The organism is Winogradskyella sp. SYSU M77433, from assembly GCF_029911945.1.
In the GTDB taxonomy this organism is placed as follows: Bacteria; Bacteroidota; Bacteroidia; order Flavobacteriales; family Flavobacteriaceae; genus Winogradskyella.
In genome coordinates this window covers 221,239-243,889 of record NZ_JARYTG010000005.1, presented here as the reverse complement: position 1 = coordinate 243,889, position 22,651 = coordinate 221,239, and the positions used below count along the sequence as shown (strand labels likewise).

The window sequence follows — 22,651 nt, the reverse complement described above, 5'->3', positions numbered from 1 at the left end:
TCTTATAATCGTAAAGCCTTTATATGTTTCTTAGTAGCGTTGATTAAGGAGCTCATGGCATTAACCGCTTGATCAATTATTAAATCCCACTTTTCCTCTTCATCTCTATATCCACCTGAACTATACTCTTTTCTAATACTACAAACTCTATATCCTTCCAATTCATCCCAATTCAAACTATCTCCAAAGCTTTCTTCTATGTCTTGTTTTAATTCTTTTAATGTTTTCAAAATAGTCAGATTTTCATCTTCTGACCCCTTACCTCTATCAATGCGAAGCTCAATACGAACATTGTGTTGATTAACCCAGAAAACATATGATAGTCCTCTTACACCTGATGAAGCACCTATCCAAGCATCTCCAGATGGAGAAATAGCAGAGAAGGTTGTTACTCTTTTTGTATTTGTTACAGATAGAAGTTTTGTCCAAAATACTCTTCTTTGTTTATGTCTTAATGAATCTTCCTTTTTAATTTTACCTATTTGTTTAGACTCTTCACTAGGACCAACAATTTTGGATAACAAAGGAGCGGGATTACTTTCACCAATTTTGATGGCTTCGATTTTTAAGAAATAAAAATCACAACCATTATCTGCTTCGTTTAACCATGATATAGCGTTTATGTGTTCTTGTTTTGGATTTTCAACAATCCAAATGGCAACCTTAGCCTCAAAAGAAGTCAAGTACGTTATTAATTTTCCAAGATGGTCATGGTCACTAGGGCCATATTGGTTCTCTATAACAACAATATCACCGTTATCATTTTCAGCTTTAATATCAACGTTGAAGCTTCCCGTACTTTGTTCTCTTTCTGGGTTTATTAATTCAATACCTATTGCATCTCCAAGAACATCAATATTCTCACAAAGCCAGGGTGTAAGACTTCTAGCCTCATAAGGGAAAGCCTCTCTAATTGGGATTCTAATAATTTTTTCTACACTACTCATTGGCTTTGAACTATTTCCATTAACTTGTCGTAACTACTAACTTTTTCAAACCTAACCTCATTACCACTAATTTCTTTAAAATGTTCCCCTGCACAGTGGATTTTCAATTTTTCAATTTCTCTTAAATCCAAATCAGAGTCAGAGCCTTTTGTTTCGGTTACAAAATAGATCTGTCTTACTTTATCCTTGTCAAAAACAATAGCCCAGTCTGGACTGTAATTAGTCACAGGTGTAGAAACATAAAAACTTTTCGGAAGTTTAGCATAAACAACAACTTCTACACTATTTTCTAGGGCAGTAGCAAATTTGGATTCTATGTTTGAATCTGATGTTAAAAAATCATAGATATGCTTTTTGAGTAATTCTGAGTTTCTAAGTGCAAATTTGTCATTAGTGAATACTGTTTTGGCATCATGTCGTTCATCTGTTTTGTGATAAACAATGTTATTTATAATGAGACTTGCTTTTGCCTCATTTATTAATTTACCGGCCTTGGCAATAAACTCTTCAGGATTTTTACGAATGAGTAGAAACTTTTTCTCGCTTATGGATTTTAAAATGGTAACAATGGTCTTTCTAGTTAAATTGGTTAGCGCTTCAATCTCACCAACGATGTCATATACAGTATTCGCATAGAGGTCATTTTTTAGTTTTTGAAATTCCCTTTTAGATTCTTTAACCAAACTGCCTTCTTGCATTTGTTCTTTTGTACCATCTTGCAATTCGCCAGTCTTTACTTCATAGATTCTATCTCCGATATTTAGCTGGGCATTGATTAAAATCTTACTATCTTCAATTAATTTTACAGTATCAAATTTTACTTCATAAATAGTTTTTAGATTTATTTTGTCCCATAAATCTTGAAATTCTTTCTTCTTAAAGTTGCTATTTGTATTTAAAATAACAGTTTCTCGTTCATTTTCGGGTTTAAATTCTTCGCCTGTATAAATAGATTTTAATAGTTGGCAAATGTCATTTCTATATGGTTCTAATTGTTCGGGAAGTGGCACTTTATTTTGTTCGATAAGCTCCCTTCCCTCTATTGTGATTTTATCATCTTCATCAATCACATCTTCTTTATATAGAAGCTTATTCAATTTTTTGGCTTCCTCTTCAGTTATACGATGCTCTTCTTCTTTTTCATTCGTAATTAATTTACCAACAAAATATTCAACTTCAGCTCTTTGTGGTCTGTCTTTCAAGGTTGCTGCAATTTCTTTCTGCAAGCCTTTTGCAAAAGCTTCATAACTTTCCGAGGCAATGACCGTAAGCTTATTTATTTCATGTACTTGTTCGCCTACTGCTTCAAAATCTAAGCGATTACCATTTTTGTTGACACATAATCGCATACCTCTACCAACTTCTTGTCGTCTTCTAGTTAGACTGCCACTTTCAGGGTTTTTTAATGCGCAAATTTGGAATACATTTGGGTTATCCCATCCTTCTTTCAATGCTGAATGTGAAAAGATAAAACGTGTTGGTTCTTTAAAGCTAAGAAGTCGTTCTTTGTCTTTCATAATCAAGTCATAAGCGGAAATATCATCAGATTCTTCTCTTCCACGCTTAACGCTCGGGTCAACCATCTTGTTCTTTTTGTCAATTGAAAAATACCCCTCATGCACTTGGGAAGCATTATCACGTTTTAGATATTCGCCGTAATTGCTAGGCATATAGCCTTTATGCACCAAACTTGGGTCTGTGTCTTTTAAATAATCATTATAATCTTGATGAAAGAGATCAAGAAATTCATTAACGGCATTTTGATATTCTTCTTCAAATATTTTGGCATAATCACCAAGTTCCTGTTCGCCTTCATCATCATAAATTCTGTATTTTTCAACGGAATCAATAAAGAACAGAGATAATACTTTTATACCCTTTTCAAATAATTGTTTTTCTTTTTGCAAATGCGACATGATACATTCACGAATTTGTACCCTTCGAAATGCATTTTCATCCTTATCGTTTAAAATATCGCCAGGGAATATATCTTGACCACCAACAACAATTTTGTTGAGATAACCATTGATTTCAGTAATGGTCTGATTTTTATAGGCTGGCATATTGCCAGATAATTCATAAAGGTTTGCACCTTCACCTAATTTTTTCCTTACCTTTTTAACACCTGAGCCAACACGTTGCTCAAATTCTACCACGGCGAAAGGCGGTTTAGTAGTGCTTAGGCTAATATGCTCTAAATATAAATAGCCTGTAGTACCTGTTGAACCTTTTAAATTGATGCCTTTTACCTGAATTTTTTTAACCAAGCGTTTGTTATATGCATCTAAAGCATCCAAGCGATAAACTTTGTTGTAATCTTCTTTATGTGTTGCAGAGTAACGCAAGGTAAATAGAGGGTTGAAATCTTGCATACTCTCCAAAGTTTTCTTCCCATCAACCGACTGTGGCTCATCAATAATCAAAATTGGGTTGGTTTGGGATATAATCTCAATGGGTTTTCGTGTACCAAACTGGTCTAATTCTTGGTAAATGCGCCTTGCATCTTTTCCTCTGGCATTAAAAGCTTGTGTATTGATAATCATTACGCTTATTCGGCTATCGGATGCGAAATTTTCAATGTCCTGCGGACGACCTGAATTATAGATAAACGGATTTATCTTATGCCCATATTTCTCTTGAAAATGTTCTTGAGTTACTTGAAAGGATTTGTAAACCCCTTCACGAATTGCAATGCTTGGTACGATAACAATAAACTTACTCCAACCATATTTTTCAAATAATTCATACATGGTGCGGATATAAGTATAGGTTTTACCTGTCCCTGTTTCCATTTCAATAGTTAGATTGTAACCTAACTTAACACCTTTAGGTCGTTCAATTTGTGCGCTTTCATGTAGGTCGTTTTCCTTCTGAACAGCCTGTATATTCTTTAAAATTTGATTTTCTAAAATTTGGATTTGACTATTTCTATAGCCTATATCTTCCTCAATATTGAAATCAAGCATGGTTGCGCCAGAGGCAACTTGTTTTGCTTTACGGATAAGCTCTTTACTGCGCTCCAAAGTAAAGCGATTTGTTTTTAAGGGTTGCCCCTCAAAACAGTCAACAACTGCCTTTACAGCTCTTAATTGAAACTCTTGTTCTTTAAATTGTAACTTCATTTTATAATATCAATTCCAATATTCTAGTGCCTGCATCAGTAGTGCTATACATTTGACCAGGATGTGTTGGTTCTTCAGGGTATTTCATAGCTACCCAACCTAATTCAATTAATGGATCAAGATACCTTGCTCTATTTTTAGATTGGTTGCTTAAATTCATTTTTTCAAAAAGTTCTGATCTCTTCATTTGTATTATTAATAATGCTAGCATTTCATCAACTCTATCATGAACAGAATTTTCAATAATCTCTTTAGCAACTTTATCAGCTTCGATACTAACTCCGTTACTAACTTGGTTACTAAAAGCAATAATATCTTCTAAACTACTAAAAACACTAGTCTTAGCTTGGTTAGTAGCTCCGTTACTTTTAGTAAAAGCTTTATGAACAGGAAGAGTTACTAAAACATATGTTTGTTCATCAGTTTCAAATATAGGCTCAGGAGAACCATTAGTAGCCATAGCATCATAAATAGTTGGAAAACCAGTGCCACGACCTTCAGTTAATTTAAGTTCTTTAAGAAAGTCGCCAATACGTCTATTTCTATATTCTCTAGCTACAATACGTTTATGAGTACTAAGTACTTGGGCATTTACAGGAGGTACCGGACTAGGGTGGCTTAGTATTTCTATTTTATCTGGCCAAACTTGAATTTCTATAGGCGACCCCAACTCATAACTTTTGTGGTAAACGGCATTAGAAAGGGCTTCCTCGAAAGCATCAAAGGGGAAATTATAAAACCTTTGGGCTTCGGCTTGGTTGGAATCTTTCACCACTTGCTCAAACATAATGTTGGTCTTAAAGAACGAAAACATATCTCGTAATTGCTTTTGTAAAGGGCCTTTAAAATAATATTCTTTGAACGCTTTCCCCGAATTGTCTTGATGCCACACCAATTCAATCCAGGCTCTAGGGAAAAAGTTTTCAGGGGCTTTGGTAAAAAATAGTAATCCCACATTTACAGGGCGAACATCCTCATTTGCACCCTTAGCAATTAACATCGCTTTACAGAGGTCAACCAAGGGCATAGATGTACTTGAAGCGTATAAATCACTTTTAATTTCCTGTAAGTGTGCTTGTATTAATCCTAAATCGAAATCTTGAATAGTAGATTGGTTATTTATACGGTCATCAAAAGGAATACGAGCCGCCAATTCTTGCAAGCGTCTTAAATTATCGCCACGAGCAACAATACTTCGAGAACCTACCCGAATGTAATGGTGGCGTTGTGCACCATTACCTTGGGTACTTAGTGCAGTATACGGACGATTATCGCCCGCAGGACACCACATAGCTAATATATGTTGTCCATCCAACACATAAGGTTGGGTAATAGGAAAATAATTAGGTTGTATTTGATATGCTAACCTAATTAAATCGCCTTGTATTGCATCCAACTGGTTTTTCTGTAAACCAGAAGGGGGTAAGATAGGCTGTCCATTGTTTTCAGCAATTCCAACAATAATGTAGCCACCGCCCCAATTATGAATGTCGTTGGCAAAGGCACACATAGAATGCACAATATCTTCAGGATTCCAACCTTGTTTAAACTCCAAGCGTTCCCATTCTACGGTATTACCATGTACTAAATCTTGTATGTTTACTGGTAACGCCATAGATTAAATAACTTTCATTTCAGTCTCAGGACTTAATTGTTTTAACAACTGTTTTACGTTTGTTTTAGCGGTGTCATCTTTAAAGCCACTATCCTTAAACACAATACGCAATGGTGCTTCTTTGGCTATTTCTTTGGCGAAAGCCTCATCTATACCGTTATCAAAACAGGCAAATAGTGAATTTTCAGAAACCTTAAACACCTTTTTACCGCTAATTAATGCTTGCTCAATTTTAAGAGACAATGGTAAACCCCAGTCTAGCATTACTTGTGCCACTAAGTCATCGGCCGTTCTATCTGGTTTTATATTGTCTGAGAACAGTTCTAGGTTTTCTTGACTGTATTCTTGGGGCTTGTAATACACATCTTGCATATTGCTGTCGTCTAAGCGATACACTCGGAAACCATAATCTATATCTGCACTGGTTTCTTCTTTTATATTTTTGGACGCTCTACGGATACGTTCTTTACCTATATCTGTTATATTTTTGTACCCCTTTTTATAAGCATCAGTTTTTTCATCAGTGTTTTCAGGTAATTGAATTTGAATAAATTTCCTTTTATTATTGTCTTCAGAATTAGCATCAATAACCGCATGTGCTGAAGTAGCTGAACCTGAAAAAAAATCTAACACTATATCTCCTTCTCCAATATTTCCCAAATTCATAAGATATTTAATTAATTTTATTGGCTTTGGGGTATCGAATACATCTTCAGGCATTAGTTTAAGGAGTTCATATTTTGCTTGTCTATTGTGTCCTGTTTTATCTAAGTCAATCATTAAACTAGAAGGGGGTAAGCCTTTCATATCTTGCAAATAAGTTCTTCTCCTTATGTTTTTTTGATCGGCTGTAAATCTAATTTCGCCTGTACTTATTTTTTCTTGCATTACTTTTTTAGACCACCGCCATCCATTTTTAGGTGGTTCTATAATTGTTCCATTTTCTGATTTAATATTATAAATTAAGTTTTCCCGATAATTAGGTGAATTCAAAGGGTTTCCATCAAAATATGGGCCTCTTGGGTCATTGTCTGGATTTTTAAAATGTTTTTGTTTTGACTCATCTTTAATTAAGGCAGGTTGCCAATTTTGATTTTTAGAATAAACCAATGTGTGATTATGGTCTGTAGAAAATCCTTTGGCATCATTATTACTGTTATCTTTAGAACGCCATATGGCGTTAGATACGAAGCAAATTTCTCCAAAAATTTCATCACAAATTTTTCTTAGATTATGAACTTCGTTATCATCGATCGAAATAAAAATTACTCCATCATCCGTTAATAGGTTTCTAGCCAATTTTAGCCTTGGGTACATCATGCTCAACCAGTCTGAGTGATAACGCCCCGAGGTATCAGGGTTAGCTTGTAGGCGTTGGTTATATTCGTCTTTAAGCCCACTTTCTTCCTTATATTCTTCACTATCTTGAGTAAAATTGTCTTTATAAACAAAATCCTTGCCTGTGTTATAAGGTGGGTCTATATATATCATTTTTATTTTGCCCAAATAGCTTTCCTGCAACAGCTTTAATACCTCTAAATTGTCTCCTTCTATATAGAGATTTTCGGTATTATCAAAATCTACAGAATCTTCTCTTACAGGACGTAGGGTTTTGGTGGTTGGTAGGTTTGCTGTTACAATAGCTTCACGTTTCCCTGGCCACTCTAAGCGGTAACGCTCTTTTGTGCCTTCAACCACAGCATGACTTAATTCTTGCTTTAGTAAATCGAAGTCTATGGCTTTGCCATCGGTACTTTCGGTTACACAGTTTGGGAACAACTGGGCAAGCTTTTCAAAATTTTCATTTACTAAGTCTGGCGAGGCAAGGTCTAGTTTTTCGTTGGTCATAGAGTTTTCCTGTTTATAAACGGCGAATTTTATCTTACTTATAATGAATGAGTAAGATAGCATTTAGCGTATTAAGTGTGTAATGTTTTTTGAATTAATTACGGACACAAATACAAGCATTAATGGTTAACGCTTACTTCTGTTTAACAAATATAAAATTTAACAAGTAAATGCAATAAGCAGAACTTTGGAATTATCAAAATTCATCTTTGAATATAAGTACAAATTTTTAAAAATAGAATTCTTTTTAAAGCGAAGAAAAGAGCTTGTAACTTAGTCTTTATAACATGGCTACAAACTCTTTTCTTGCCTTAGTTTTGAAAAAATAAATTGCTATTTTTCTTTTGTATTATGAACATTAAATAAAATGTTATCATTGACTGCCTTTTCCATTTCATCAGAAACGGTTGGTGGGCTGTTATCATTGGCAGTAATAGCAATTTTGCTCTCTAAAGCATCAGCCCAGCAATATAAATGAAATGATGTTGGGGTTCTTGTCCCACATTCCCATTTACTTACCAATCTGTCTGCTACTCCTAATGAATGATTAAGCTCATCTTGGGTAATTCCAAGCTCAAGCCTTCTCGCTATCAATAAGAGTACGACATCCTTTAGAAAGTCAGTCCTAGTTTTTTTTGGATAATTAAACTTCATAGCCATAATAGTCTCCTTAGTTGTAATTTCTTTTAAAAACTAATTGGGATGGAGATTACGCACTCAATAGTTAACTTTACATAAACAAGTTGCTCTATATTAGTTACAATTGTAGTTTTTAGTGCGTATTCATGACTTTCATTAAGTTTTAGACCTTCTTTTCATACAAAAACAGAAAGGAATCCTAATGGTAAAAACAATTACAAACAACGATGTCATTCTCATCGACCCTGACGAAGAGACTAAAGTTGTCACTCAACTTTTAATCGACATGAATGCCTTTATTTCCATTAAGACTGCCGAGATAGTCACAACATTGGATAAAACGACACAATATAGAGAGCGTAAAGCAGGTAGATTTCCTAAGTTGCACTCGATAACGGCTTTAGGTCAAAGGAAAGCCTATAGGATACAGGACGTGAAGCAATGGCTTGAAAATCCTTGTTCATACTCTGCTCGTTAGACTCATAACCGTTGAACATTGTGTCTCTTGGCAATACTTTTTGTCTGAGAATATCAAACGTAGGAACGCTCTCAATATTTGAGCTGTCAATAATTAAACTAATAGCTTTATTGAGAGCGTTCATTGCATTCTTTTTTTCAATATCATACGTATATTGGTCATATACATCGGTAATATCATTCCTTACGTGGTTTAGGCACATCTTTACCAAATCCTGACGACCAAATAGACCTGCTACGATTGTAGCCCCTGTTCTTCTTAGATCGTGAGGTGTGAAGGGTTCTTTGATTTTAAAGACGTTGAAATGACGTTTTATGGGCTGGCAAAGCGTCCGGTTGTGCAATGGCTTAAGATTTGTCTTTATGACACCACATTTTGAATATTGTCCAGTCGAGCCAAACACCAAACCCTTTCCATCTGAGTATTTTTTGACCTCTTTCAAGATGTTCATTGCTTTATCGTTAAGATATATTCGATGCAAATGACCATTCTTTGTTTTTGGTAATGTCCAAATACGTTCATTAAAATCAATATCTGACCATTTCATTTGCCTTACTTCACCACCTCTGGCTAGGGTCAGCAACATAAATTTTAAGGCATATCTAACAATAGGGGTCATTTTGATTTTATCAACACCGTACCAAAACAAGTATATCTCTTGGGGTGTGAGATGTCTGTTTCTTTTCTTTTTCTTGATATTGAGCTTGATGTCTAAACAAGGATTATCTCTGCGTCTCATCAATCCCATATCTGAGGCAAAATTAAATATTCGTCTTATGTAACTGTAAAGATGGGTTGCACTACTAGGAGCTTCCCTTATTGTAATGATTTCATTGAAGATTTTAGCCAAGTCTTTTGGTTCGATTGTAGTAATTTTTCTTTTTCCTAAATGAGGGATTAAATCTTTTTTTAAGCATTTTTCTTCGACTTTATAGCTCTTTTTTCCTGACTTTTTTGAATGTTCTAAATATAGTTCTACGAGTTGTTTGACAGTCAGCTCTTCATCAAACTGTTTTTTTAACTTTTTTAGTTCATCACTTGGGTCTGTTCCGCACTCAACCTTTGTTTTGGCTTCATTATACAATCGATGCGCTTCACTCAAGCAAACTTTAGGGTATCTTCCTAAATTCAACTTTCGTTGTGTTTTGTTAATTCGGTAGTAATACACCCAGGTTTTTGTTCCTTTCGGTGACACCCTTATACCGAAACCTGATAACCCTTTACACCAGAAAATTTTGCTTTTATCTGTTTTTAAATGTCTTATTGTGGGGTCTGTAAATTTCAGCGAAGTAACTTTTTTGGAAGCAAATTTGGAAGCAAATATGGTGTTTTTGTCTGAATTTAAGTACTGCATTATGCAATCTGTCCTTTCTTGAAAACAAATAGTTAATGCTTGAATACTTAAAATCGGGGAGTACTGATACGCACAGTAAAACGCTGTACGCCTTTATCATCAACACCTACAAATAATACTGGACAAAGCGAAGAAATATATCTATACACTCATAGTCCGTATTTGTACGGTGTGCCCTGATAGCTCAGTTGGTAGAGCAAACGACTGAAAAGCTGATTTTAACAATCTCTTTGCCTAATTTAACCTTTTGATTTTACATGCTATTTTCAAACATTAACCATTTGCAATTACTTTTTAGAAGCAAATATGGAAGCATTTAAGCATTTATTCTTTATAAAGTCAAATGATATTCAATACAATATGAGGAAATACTTTATAATTTATAGTATGTAGAATAAATCTACATCTTACATTCTGAGTATGACCGATTGTGCAAATTTATAGTTAGTATTTCATCGCTTATTTAAAAAATTCGATGATCGGTTTTTGCGAATTTTAAGAGTTAAATTAAGTGCTTAAGTATGAATTATTTCGATTATAACACCTTTAACAGGAAGTATATACCATACTATTTTTGCATAATTCCATATTAAAGGATAAGTTATGCTAGAGTTAATAGGATAAGCCATATCATTAAGACACTTATCTCATCACCAACCTATGGGGTCGACTCTAGGCCTCTAAAATGAATTAAATTTGTTCGGGTAGCATGATCTACTAAATTAATATTTAGTACCTTGTATTCATAATTGTTTGAATAATTTAATAAACCATTTCGGGTTATTGGTGATTAAATATTAATTTCAGCAATTCACACAGAGTATTCCCAATCGTTTCCTTAGCGATTGGGATATTTTTATATTGTCCATAAAATTAAATTTATTTAACTTAGTTCATCTTTAATTGTTCTTGATAACTGAAGTTAGTTAGTAATTGGTTTATTCGGCTTATCTTGACAACCTTAAAACCAGTTAAATCCCGACTTTTTTTGTCGGGATTTATTTTTTCTAAGCGTAAAATGTTGTCCTACTAATTTACAAAAAGTAGAACAATTGGTTTACTTTTTAAAGATAATAAGAGAATGATTTGTTTGAAATTGTAACCTATTGCTTAGAAGACAATTGATAGGTTTAACCTAAGTAAAAACCAATAAGGATAACTCTATGTAATTGCTTTGTATTTTGTCCATTCAAAAAAAATTAAAAATTTCACCGACAAGGTTGTCTATATTATTGTCTAAATTATAGATATGCTCGTCTCTAGTATGTATGTATATATACAATAAGCTTAATACAATAAAATTTATGCATTGATTAATTTCAATCAAAACCTATCTATAATCACCTGGGTTTGTCAAATTTTTTATGAAATAAAAATAAATGTAGTAGGATAAATATACCAAATACTCTAAAGTTAATCGCAGTGCGCTCATATGGTCAATATAAAATACGAAAGAATGAAGAAATGGTATTATGAAGAATATTGACTTTGAGAATTTATATAACTTGATTTGGGATTTACTTTTTAATTGTATTTCTTCTAGTCTGCCAACGTAAATAACAAAACCGCCGAGAATCAATATGGAAATACAGGTGGCTAAATTTATCTCCAACGTATAGGCATATTTACTAACTTGGAATGATCTTATACCTGTTATCGTATCAGTTGCTAAATGGCCCCATTTCAAACCCAATAAAAAGTTAAAAAGCTTTTTAACTTTTACCAAGAATGAAACCATCCAAATAGATGAACAATAGCTCACATATTTTTTGAGTATTTTCAAGTTTACTGAATTTTTTACACTTAACTTGATAAAGTGTCCCCAAATAGCCAAATATAAAATTAGGCCGTAAAAATTCTTTTTCATAATCTAAACATTTTTATTTAATGCTTAGACAAAAGCGCTATTATTCAATCAAATATTTACCTGTGCTAACCAAATAAAAACGACCAATGCCTAAACACATCGAGAGATTTATAATACCTTTTTCGTATTCCACGAAAAAGCCATGTTCTTTTAAATAAGCTCTTAGCTACTTCGCTTGTAGCTTTTGATAAAACATTTTTGCTGAAATGTGTGGTGAATTCCATAAATATTAATTTACTGTTATACAATTATAATTAAAAATTATCTAATAAACAAATATTATATAATATTATATTTTTACGTTGTTGAATTTTGAATAAATAAAAGTTTATTTAAAAAACCAGGGGTTTTGAGGTAATATAAAAGTTGTATTTTTCTGTTTCTAGTAAATATGTTTAAGGTTGATTTTAATTTTCAAGTTAAAAAACATACTTAACAAATAAATTATGTCATAATATTACAATTATTATATAATATATGAAATATTATATTAAATTTATATATTTTACAACTTTTTTTTATTATTTTTATTATTGAATAAAATCACTGTGTGATATTATTCGAAAACTAACAATTAAAACTAATTTTTAAGGATGGTTCAGATTACTAATAATACAACAGCACGAAAACTGTTATTCGACAAGGGCGATAAGGATAAACCTCTGTTCAATAGTTTGATTTCTATGGTAAGGCTAATGGTGAAAGAAGAAAATGGAAGCGAAAATTATACAGAGTCAGAAGAGAAAACAAGGCAGAATAGTATAAACACGCACATGAGCGCATATTTAAACGGCAACAAAAGACTTTCAAAAAAAATTCAAAAGAATTTTATGAAAGTATTGTTTAATCGTTTAGAAACGGATAATCCAAGAGACCCAAAGATAAAAGAAATACTATTTGCTATTGAAGCTCAATTTCAAAATAAGAATAAATTGCTTTCGGAGAATTATTTAAATAGTGAATCTCTCAGACAATTTCATGAAAATTGTCAAGCTTCTAAACGTATAATTTTTGTTACAGCCGAACCAGTAGAATTATCTCAAACAAAAATTGGAAACCGAATGATGGATTCATTATCGGATAACCTCGGTCTTGTTAGAGGTAAATCTAAAAATACGACTAAGTATGTTTACATATTTCATAAACGGAACGAGTTAGATACTATTGCAGTTGAATTCTGGCAAAACTTATATGATCTAAATTTAGAAGTTAGTGACACTGATCCTTTTGAAAATATTAAAGAGATTAATGATAATGATAGGTTATCAGTTTTTTCAATACCTCACGATAACTTATTTGTGTTACCGGTGACTTGGTTTGATTATGGGTTACCTAATCAACGAGCATATGTGAATTTTTTGAATGATACATATTTGGAAATTTTTAAAATGCCAGAGACTGTTTTTGAAAGATGGCATTCACAGATACACGAAGTATTGAGTAGCCCTGAAGAATTCAAAAAACATGAGATTAAATTTAATGATGTTATAAAGAAAAAAAGTATAAAAAAAATAGATTATGAATTTTTTTAAATCCATAATCTATTTTTTTTCACTAACACTTCCTTTCCACTGGATTACTATATTTGTTATATAAGTATTATCATTTCTCGTTATTTCATATCTTATTTTATTAGCGCTGATGCGCTTTAATTCCTGCTTTAGAATTCGATTATACAGTTGATCCAAACAAAATCCTTTAACCGTAACCATATGAGTTGCAAAAAAGATTTTAATAACTCTTTCCTCATTTTCAACACCCAGCCAAGAAGTAAGATAATGACTGTATGGGAAGTTCTGACGTGTTCCATCAAGCAACACAAAATCTATAGTCTTTGATTCACCGATTTCATATGTCTTAAAACCGTCATTTTTAGTTTCATCTATTTCTTTCTTTTGACTAGCCTTGGCAATTTCCAAGCTCTTGAATTTATAGTTCTGGCTCATAATCAATGTCTTTAATTTGTGTTTTTAATACCTCTTTTGTCTTTTCAGGGTTGATATCTAGGGTTTTGGTCTTAAAATAATCGTACTTTATCAGTTCGGTAGCCCCTTGCCGGTCACCTGATTTTTGAATTTGTTCCAACAAATCATCCTTATCATCAGTGTAGATGGTTACATTTTCTCTTGCCCTTGATACCGATACATAGAATTGTTTTTGATTGGATGCGGGAAATGTAACAGCAGGTTGGGAGACGAATACTTTATCAACCGTTTTTCCTTGGGCACTGTGAGAGGTAGAGGCATAGGCATAATCAAAATTACCGTGATTGGCTTCAAGTTTATAAATCGTCTTTTTTGACCTTGACTCCTTAACCGCTTCAATTTCACTTTTACTGTTCACCTTTGTAATTTTTAACTGAGTACCATTATTTAATCTTTTACCATTGGCATCAAAACCGTTTTTGGTAATCTTTATCTCATCCTTTAAGCTCAATTGGATTTCTCTTGTTAAATACAGATCATAATCCTTTGCCCTTTGGGTGGGCAGGATATGATGTTTTCCCTGTTTGTCTTTTACATAGACTTTTTTGTTCTCAATCTTATCAACGCTTAAAGCAGAACCACGTTTTAAACCTTCTAAATTCTGGTTCAATTGAACTACCTGTCCTTTTCTATAGTTTCGTAAATCTTTCTTTTCGGATTCGGTCAGATGTAAATTCTCATATATAGTGACGCTCTTTTCTCTTTTTCCTAAAAAGCCATTTTGCCTTAAACTGTTTCTAATTGCTTGATTAGTTTCCCGAACCTTACTTTTTGTAGGGGCAATAACCAAAGCGGTTTTTTTCTGTTTTTTTGATTCTAGAAAATCATTTACTAGAACATTATCTATTTCAGATGGAGAACATTCTTTAATACATCCTTGGCTTTCCAATTTACCAAAGCCTGTTTTGATATTGCCCTCACTAATATCCTTAACTGCTGATTTATAATGCTCTTCTTTTTGCCTGTAGATGGTTTCCATTGAAGCATAGGGGATATGGGCAACTGTTTGCAAAATGCGCATAGCATCACCACGGTTGACCGCCGAATGTTGTTTTGGGTCACCCGATAGGATAAGTCTAGCTTTTTGCTTTTCAGCAACATCCATTAAAGCTACCATATCCTGTGAACCGAGCATTCCAGCCTCATCAACCCAAATTACTTGCCCTTTTGTTTGTTCTTGGAGTTTCTTGTCAATTAAGAGCCTGGCAACGGTATCAGCTTTTTTGAAGCCCTCTTTCTTTAGGACATCCCTTGACGCCTCAGCCGTAGGTGCAAATAAAAACACGTCTTTACCTGTTCTTTCAATCTCAGGGACAACTGTTTTAAGTAAGGTCGTTTTTCCTGTCCCTGCACCACCTCTAATCATCGTCAGCTTATTTTGGGATTTCATTACATGCTTTATCACATTTTGTTGTTCAGGGTTTAAGTGCTTGTATCTTGAAACATCAAAATCAAATACCAAAGGATGTAATTTGCCAATACCACTACGAGCCATGTTGACCATTTTTCGCTCTTCTTTATGAACTAAATCCGTTGTACATAGGCGTTGACTTCCAACTTGAACTTTAAAAACTTTGTCATTCTTTTCCAAAGCCCTGTCAATATCGTCCAATGACAAATGTTTGTTATCTATGGCATATTTATAACCTTCAGCTAAAATTTGCCTATCTCGTTTAACAGAGTTTCTTGTGAAAACGTGGTCTATAGAGTGTTCAATTGATTTCTCAGCCGTAAGGCCCAAATCCGTTGTAGATATTTCCTCTTTTACTTTCTCATCTATACCTTCTTTGATGAGTTGTTTTTTCCAGTCTTCTCTAAGTTCTTCCATTGTTAAACCTTTTTTCTTTCCCGAACGTGTTCTAGCCCCTAATTGGTCCAGTTCTTTTTGGGATTGAATGCCCTTTTCTTTGGCTACTTGGCCAATAAGATTGGTGCGTTTTGAAAAATGGTCGATTGCCTTTTGTGGAATCATAGCCAGTTCAAAGCCGTTTTTGGTTTTTCTTATGTCATAGCCAAGATTGGAAAGCTTATCAGCTAACCTTTTTTGAAATCGGGCTTGGTGATAGGGCATATCCCTTTTGATATCGTGAAACTGCCCTGCCTTGAACTTATCCTCAACTTGGTCATAGGTAGCGTTGAAACAGAAAATATGGGCGTGTAAATGACAATCTGGCGCATTGTTTCCAACTGGACGAGCGGTTTGATGGATAAAATCAGCCCAAAGTAATTCACCTGTATGCCTATCATCTTGCTGATTCTGTACCCGAATACGAGCTTGGGCATCCTCTTGTATGTCTAGCATTGTTTCTTGAACACTTTGCTCAAAAGCTTTGAGTACTTTTTTATCACCGCTTAGCCCCCACAACAGGCTACAACTTTTACTGGCATGAAACGAAATATCATAACCGACACGTCTATCCTTAACCGTTCTTTGGGTAAGTGAATCCCCAGTTGAAGGATTGATATTATCGCATAACTTATCAAAGATGTCTTTATCAACGGTTTTGCCCTCAATACCTAAACGCATGGCAATCTTGCCATGAAAGCATCCGTTCATTTCTTGATCTTCGATGTAATAATCTGCCTTGGATAAGGCATCCTTAAAGTAATTCTTAGCTTGAGCCGAAGTCTGGCTCTGAAACATTCGTATCATGCACTCTCATTCTTAAAAGATTAAACTCGTCTTTTAAAACTGAATTTTGTATGTGACTACGCACAAGGTTAGAGAGCATAATGCTTAACGAATATAAGAAATTTTTTGTAGAACTAGTTTATTTCTTTCTGTGCGTATTAAAGTCATTCGTTATCCCCTTATATCGATTGAGATGACATACAGCGATAACACCAACGCATTGATTAGCCCTTCACTTGCCCGCACCTAAACCGTGTGGTTACGGGCCAATCAATTCTGCCTTGGTGTTGTTTTCGCCATATCATCTCAATTTTAAATATAAGGAGTTTAATGATGACTACTAAAAACGCAAAACAAGATAAGCCTGGTGACCGCCCTACTCATGGTCTCTATGTAAAGAGTGACCAATTCGGCAATCCTATAAATATGCGATTTTCTGCAATTTGGAACAATTCTGAAAAAGGCTATATGAGCCTAAGCCCTGAAAAGCTTCAAATCAAGGAGAATCCTAAAGCTGAAAATGGAGAACCACGTTTTCAATTATTTCTTAAAACCAAGATTTATGGACAAGATGCATCCATTCAATTTGGAGAAATCAAACCTGAAAAAGAAGCTAACTGCTTCGAGGTCAATCTTGGGGATTTAGTGATTTTTGAGAATAAGCCTCGTGAGGTAGTTGAGAACAAACAAACATCACAGAAGAAAACCGCCGTCAATGGACAGCCAAGACCATAAAACGATAAAGGGGCTTTTGCCCCTTTATTCTTCTTAGGAAAGGAAATTTTAATGTCCAACTATTCAAAAAAAGATATTCAACAGGAAATTACAGACCAGATTATTAACCTATTGGATAAGGTTAGTATTGAAAACTATCAACCACCGTTTGGTCAGCTCTCATCTTTGGGTTTACCAACGAATCCAATAACCGAAAACCCCTACCAAGGAATAAATATACTTAGTCTCTGGTTACACCAACAGGCTAAAGGCTATACATCCAATGAATGGGCAACCTTTAAGCAATGGGATGCAATTGATGCCTCTGTCAAAAAAGGTGAAAAATCCAGCAAAATTATCTTTTATAAGACCCTAATCAAATCTGAAGAAAATAGTAATTCTGAAATTGAGGAACTAAAGATACCGATGCTTAAGGTTTACAATGTTTTTAATGCCAATCAGATTGAAGGGTATAAACCCAAAATAGAAGAAGTTCAAATTGATAAGGTAAAACCTCTAAAAGCTATTGACTTATTCTGTAAAGAAACTGAGGCAGTTGTTAATCATGGAGGCTCTCAAGCCTATTATGATACGGTCAATGATTACATTAATATGCCAATGAAAACGCTATTTCAAGATACGTCTCAAGCTAATGCAACGGTTAATTACTATGCGACTTTGTTACATGAGCTTACACACTGGACTGGTGCAAAGCATCGCTTAAATCGCTTTGGAGAGCAAAACAAAAATGATGATATCAAGGAGAATTATGCTTTTGAAGAACTCGTTGCTGAATTAGGGTCTGCCTTTCTATGCGCCCAACATGGTATCACTCAAATACAACCTGAGCATCATGCAATCTATATTAAGAGCTGGCTGAAATCTCTTAAGGAAAATAAGACTTATATTTTTAAAGCATCAGCCCAAGCTTCCAAAGCAGTTAAATATCTAAATGACAAAGAACCAGTTTTGAGTATGTAAATATTTTAAAACTTTATTCTTCTTAGGAAAGGAAATGGAATGAACTATAACACCAAATTATTGGCAGAGCAAAATGATATGTTCAGAAAGCATATTGGTATGGTTGAAATGGATATAATCGATGTCAAAGGAAAACTCAATATGACTATGGGAGTTGATGCCTTATCTAATTTTCAGAAGTTGGATACACTTATCAAACTTTGGGCTTACGATGATTTCAATGAAGATAACGACCCTCATGGTGAACACGATTTTGGTCGCTTTACCTTGGATGAAAACAAACAGGATATTCTTTGGAAGATTGACTACTATGACACAAATTATGAATATGGTAGTGAAGACCCAAGTAATCTTAAGATAACCCGAAGAGTTTTGACGGTTATGTTACCTAGCGAATATTAACTCTATTAAACAGCATTTAAGATTAAAGCCATTCAGATTTGGATGGCTTTTCTTTATTGTATAAACCCATAGACATTTCATAGTATTAGTTTTGGTAGTTTTGGGGCTTGCAGCGCTTCGCTCGCTTTTTAGTACCTTACCAATGTTGGTTTATATATTTTAAGGTACTTTTTATTTTCAGAATATGGCTTATTTCTAAGGTGTAAAATGGCTTTCATACAGTGCTAACCTCTATCGAAAAACACAGCTTTTTAATATCAGACATCTCCCCTAAGCAGTGCTTGAGGACTTTTTTAAGATTGTATCCTAATAAACTTAAGTTATTTTGGTTTCGGTTTTTTTGAGGAGGAAATTTTATTGTTTTTTTCTTCTGATTTTATTTTATCCCAACGTTTAACAATTCTACTCACAGCAGTTTTTGTCCAAGTTTTGCCTCTAGAGGTTTTTATATTTCTTGAATTTAATTCGTCTGCTTTATCTTTTAAAGAACTAAACCCTAATTTGTCTAATTCATCTAAGGTGATCCCTATTTCTAAAGCAAATTTATCAGCAAGTTTAGAGACTGTTTTGCCAACATATGGATTACCACCTCTACCTAGGCTTTTTTTATTAGATAGATATAATAATGTTTTTGAAAGAGATTCACTATATCGCTGATTGATTATTGATCTAAAAGGAATTTTCTTTTCAACAACCAAATCAATAAATTCAAAATTATCAACAAGGGGCATTATATCGTCCAGTGTAATTTTTTTCTTAGTTTCTTGGTATTCTTTTCTTATTTGTTCAACAATATCAGGGGATTTTGATTTCAAATATAACAATTGTTCTCTACCTTCTTTCTCATAAAGTTCAATAAGTTTTCCGTGTAATTTGTTGTTATGATAATCAAGTTCGTAATCTAATACCTTTTGATTGCTCTGTACATTTTCAATTAAGTCATCAAAAGTTTTGATTGTATCCTCAATTATTTCATTCACAATATCATTTTTTTCTGATTTATTGCCATCAACTGAAGGAAGGCCATAAATAAGATCTGACAATTGAAATTGCTTTTTTATAGCATCATCATTTCTGTTTAATTTACCTTTTTCACTCATACCATATTTTTCATAAAAGTACAAATTATAAATTTTAACATACTAAAGGTATCAAATATAAATATTTTTGATACCTTTGTCTTGTTCTTAATTAATATATAGGGATGAGAAAATTAAAAACATATTATAAGGATGGAAATTCAAAAAATCCATTTGTAAATGCTAAAGAACAGAATTGTCCAAACAACTTTGTTTGGATGAAAAAGAAGGACAATAACGATTTGGCAAATCGGGGTGTGAGTGTATAATTTTAAATTTTAAGCTATGTCAACTAAGAAGTATGTTGTTACGCACAATACTGGGAGCAGTATTGCTAAAGTTCGAGAGTATGGAAACTCTACGATCAAGACGGTTTCAGTTTCTAGTTTGCCAAGTCAGGTAAAAAAGAGACTTTAAAATCAAAAAAAACTGAATTTTGAAGGTTAGAGAGCAAAATCAGTAAACTTATCCTAACTAGCGCATCTTAGTTTAAGTTTTAAAAGACCATCTACTGGACGCAGAAGATGTGTCTTTTATTAATCTCACAATTAAAATCACAAGACATTAAGTATTCATATGCTTGGGGTAAATGGCATATTTCCCCAACAAGGACTCTTGTGTCTAAAAACAAATAAAATGGTAGTACAAAATGATCATTTAGATAGGGTGATTTGGTCTTGGACCAATGAAGATTTCTTTCAAGTTAGGGATGCTTCAAATGGTATCTTTGTTAGTGGTGGCTTAGGTTCAGGTAAAACTTCGGCGGTTGGAAATCTCATCGCTGGACATTATATGCGAAATGGATTTGGCTTTTTGGTACTTACTGCCAAAGAGAACGAAAAAGATCTATGGATAAAATACTGTAGACAATACGGACGAGAAAAAGACCTTGTGGTTTTCTCGCCCAATTCGGGGCATTACTTCAATTTCTTTGAAGAAGAGTTGTTACGCAACGACAATGGTAAGGCTATTGCTCACAACATAGCTGATGTTCTTATGAACGTCATTAAGTCTGGTACAAGGGATAGCCAAGAAAGTGATAAGGCTTTTTGGGATTCAACCCTGCAACAACTGATTGTCAATGCAGTTGATTTATGTCTGTTGACCAAAAACAGAAAATTTGAGCATGTCTATAAAATTATTCAATCAGCGCCAAGAAGTAAGCAAGAATTACAAAATGCAGATTGGCGGATTTCAAGCAAATGTTTTCGCTTGATTGAGCATACTGCCTTCCATTTAGACAAAGCTGAAAACACCCGAGAAAATATAAAGCTCAAAAGGCGATTACAGAATATAGAAGATTTCTTTTTGGAAAGTTGGATACATCTTTCAGAAAAAACGAGAAGTATTGTGGAACAAATGTTCTTTGGATTTGGTGACCGTTTTATGAGAGAGCCTTTAAGGGAATTGTTTTCACTTGACACTACCATAAGACCAGAGGATACCTTTAAAGGAAAAATCATCATAATTGATTTACCAGTTCTTATCTATGATAAAACAGGACGTGATGCTCAAGTGCTTTGGAAGTACCTTTGGCAAAGGGCTATACAGCGTAGAAAGTTAAAAAACGATACCCGACCCGTTTGTCTTTGGGTCGATGAATTCCAAAACTTTATCAACCCTGACTATGACATCCAGTTTCAATCCATAGCTAGGGAGTATAGAGCTTGTACAGTGTATATGACTCAAAACCTACCTAATTTTTATCTGAATGCCGGTGGAGGTGAAATCGGCAAAACAAGATTTAAGGCTCTAGCAGGAAATTTAGGAACAAAATTTTTCTTGGCCAATTCTGACCCCGAAACCAATGAGTACGCATCCGAATTAATCGGGAAAGACTGGAAATGGTCTCAAAACGAGGGGCTGACGTTTGGTGAAAAAAATAGCAGTAGTCAAGGAAGATCCGAAATATTTACAAATATCGTTGAGCCTTCGAATTTCACAAGATTAAAAACTGGAGGTCCTGAAAATGACTTTATGGTTCAGGCCTATGTCCATAGACAGGGCAAGACCTTTAAATATTACAGGCAATACCAAAATGGCGAATTAGAGGTCATTGAAGAAAGCCACAAGTTAATCCATTTAAAACAAAACATATTATGAGACGAGAAAGACAAGAATTCCAACACCGAACAGGAAAACAGACCATTTTTAGAACTGTAACTGCAGGTAGGGCAAGTGCTTTGTATCAGATGGGAAGCGATCTAATCTTTGCCATTAGTTTTTACCCAAGCTATATATCAGAAGCTTTTATGCGAAAGCACTATGGAGAACGCTATTTTTCATTTTCAGTAGCTATTATAATCTCACTCTCTATGCTTTATCCATATATCTTTTTAGGCGATAAAGTCCGAGAGGTACTTGGATTGCCTTGGCTACTATTTACTTTAATATTTCTTTACAAATCTATTCGTCACCGTATGGAGTTCAAGCGATATAGTATGAATTATGACTTTGATAGATTTAGTTACAGTGATGGGCAAATATTTGATTTTTGGTATGATTTGATTGGAACAAAAATATTAGGTTTGACCGTTACTAGATACCGTATCTTGGTGCTTTTTGAACCTGCAATTCCTATTTTAGTTGGATTGTTCTTAATGTTAGTTTCATTTACCAGACCAGTAGGTATTTTGATATTCTTAAGTGGGCTTTTTTTCGGTTATCGAAGCTTGATGAAAGCATATTATGCAAGAGGCTATGTATTGGATGCTATTGATGAACAGGTTGTATCCAAATGGAAACATGATGTCATTATGGAAGAAAAGCCAAAGGCTCAAACAGGAGGCCTTTCCTTTCCTATAGAACTGCCCAAAAGCAACGACTTAAGGCAAAACCTCATTAGCAATGTGGATGAGAAAAACCCTTTAGATATTTGGGCAAATGAATAGGTTTAACAGCTTTTGCAATTGTCGCTGTGCAACATCATCTTATTTACGAAACGGACTTGGAATTCGATATAGTCATTCAAGTCCTTACGGGTGGTCT

15 protein-coding genes are annotated in these 22,651 nt (G+C 34.0%); 6 read left to right on the top strand and 9 right to left on the bottom strand.

Annotated elements, in window-relative coordinates; all coding sequences use genetic code 11:
- Positions 1 to 2: 2 nt before the first annotated feature.
- The 6 genes from QGM60_RS11925 to QGM60_RS11900 form a co-directional block, all read right to left on the bottom strand.
- Entirely contained in the window at positions 3 to 947 is a 945-nt protein-coding gene (locus QGM60_RS11925) for a DUF4268 domain-containing protein (RefSeq protein ID WP_281140473.1), read from the bottom strand.
- A complete protein-coding gene (locus QGM60_RS11920; protein WP_281140472.1) occupies positions 944 to 4,069 on the bottom strand; it encodes a DEAD/DEAH box helicase family protein in 3,126 nt (1,041 codons plus the stop codon). Before QGM60_RS11920 ends, QGM60_RS11925 begins: the two co-directional genes overlap by 4 nt.
- Before the next feature lies 1 nt (position 4,070).
- Positions 4,071 to 5,684: an RNA-binding domain-containing protein gene (locus tag QGM60_RS11915; RefSeq protein WP_281140471.1), complete on the bottom strand. Its 1,614-nt coding sequence runs from the start codon at positions 5,682 to 5,684 to the stop codon at positions 4,071 to 4,073.
- Between the two features lie 3 nt (positions 5,685 to 5,687).
- Positions 5,688 to 7,532 (bottom strand): site-specific DNA-methyltransferase, encoded by a 1,845-nt coding sequence (locus QGM60_RS11910; RefSeq protein ID WP_281140470.1) that lies wholly within the window; start codon positions 7,530 to 7,532, stop codon positions 5,688 to 5,690.
- A gap of 333 nt (positions 7,533 to 7,865) precedes the next feature.
- A complete protein-coding gene (locus tag QGM60_RS11905; RefSeq protein WP_281140469.1) occupies positions 7,866 to 8,192 on the bottom strand; it encodes a helix-turn-helix transcriptional regulator in 327 nt (108 codons plus the stop codon).
- A 356-nt stretch (positions 8,193 to 8,548) separates the two neighbouring features.
- Positions 8,549 to 10,003 carry a site-specific integrase gene (locus tag QGM60_RS11900; RefSeq protein ID WP_281140468.1) on the bottom strand — a complete coding sequence of 485 codons (1,455 nt, stop codon included), beginning with the start codon at positions 10,001 to 10,003 and terminating at the stop codon, positions 8,549 to 8,551.
- A 2,460-nt stretch (positions 10,004 to 12,463) separates the two neighbouring features.
- Here QGM60_RS11900 and QGM60_RS11895 point away from each other — a divergent pair.
- Complete coding sequence (locus QGM60_RS11895; protein ID WP_281140467.1) at positions 12,464 to 13,402, top strand: hypothetical protein; 939 nt, start codon at positions 12,464 to 12,466, stop codon at positions 13,400 to 13,402.
- A 9-nt stretch (positions 13,403 to 13,411) separates the two neighbouring features.
- Here the strand turns inward: QGM60_RS11895 and QGM60_RS11890 are convergent, their stop codons facing one another.
- Entirely contained in the window at positions 13,412 to 13,816 is a 405-nt protein-coding gene (locus QGM60_RS11890; protein ID WP_281140466.1) for a hypothetical protein, read from the bottom strand.
- Entirely contained in the window at positions 13,800 to 16,508 is a 2,709-nt protein-coding gene (gene mobF / locus QGM60_RS11885; RefSeq protein WP_281140465.1) for a MobF family relaxase, read from the bottom strand. The genes QGM60_RS11890 and mobF overlap by 17 nt, the downstream gene beginning before the upstream one ends.
- A 312-nt stretch (positions 16,509 to 16,820) precedes the next feature.
- Here mobF and QGM60_RS11880 point away from each other — a divergent pair, with 312 nt between their 5' ends.
- Genes QGM60_RS11880 through QGM60_RS11870 form a run of 3 tightly spaced genes read left to right on the top strand, consistent with a single transcriptional unit; the run spans position 16,821 to position 18,584 of the window.
- A complete protein-coding gene (locus tag QGM60_RS11880; RefSeq protein ID WP_281140464.1) occupies positions 16,821 to 17,222 on the top strand; it encodes a hypothetical protein in 402 nt (133 codons plus the stop codon).
- Positions 17,223 to 17,273: 51 nt separating this feature from the next.
- Complete coding sequence (locus tag QGM60_RS11875) at positions 17,274 to 18,182, top strand: zincin-like metallopeptidase domain-containing protein (protein WP_281140463.1); 909 nt, start codon at positions 17,274 to 17,276, stop codon at positions 18,180 to 18,182.
- Between the two features lie 39 nt (positions 18,183 to 18,221).
- Positions 18,222 to 18,584 carry a DUF3768 domain-containing protein gene (locus tag QGM60_RS11870; protein WP_281140462.1) on the top strand — a complete coding sequence of 121 codons (363 nt, stop codon included), beginning with the start codon at positions 18,222 to 18,224 and terminating at the stop codon, positions 18,582 to 18,584.
- A gap of 320 nt (positions 18,585 to 18,904) precedes the next feature.
- Here the strand turns inward: QGM60_RS11870 and QGM60_RS11865 are convergent, their stop codons facing one another.
- Entirely contained in the window at positions 18,905 to 19,684 is a 780-nt protein-coding gene (locus tag QGM60_RS11865) for a hypothetical protein (RefSeq protein ID WP_281140461.1), read from the bottom strand.
- A gap of 615 nt (positions 19,685 to 20,299) precedes the next feature.
- Here QGM60_RS11865 and QGM60_RS11860 point away from each other — a divergent pair.
- Both QGM60_RS11860 and QGM60_RS11855 read left to right on the top strand, forming a co-directional pair.
- Positions 20,300 to 21,766, top strand: coding sequence for a TraM recognition domain-containing protein (locus QGM60_RS11860; RefSeq protein ID WP_281140460.1), 1,467 nt, complete (start codon positions 20,300 to 20,302; stop codon positions 21,764 to 21,766).
- Positions 21,763 to 22,554: a hypothetical protein gene (locus QGM60_RS11855; RefSeq protein ID WP_281140459.1), complete on the top strand. Its 792-nt coding sequence runs from the start codon at positions 21,763 to 21,765 to the stop codon at positions 22,552 to 22,554. Before QGM60_RS11860 ends, QGM60_RS11855 begins: the two co-directional genes overlap by 4 nt.
- Positions 22,555 to 22,651: the final 97 nt, after the last annotated feature.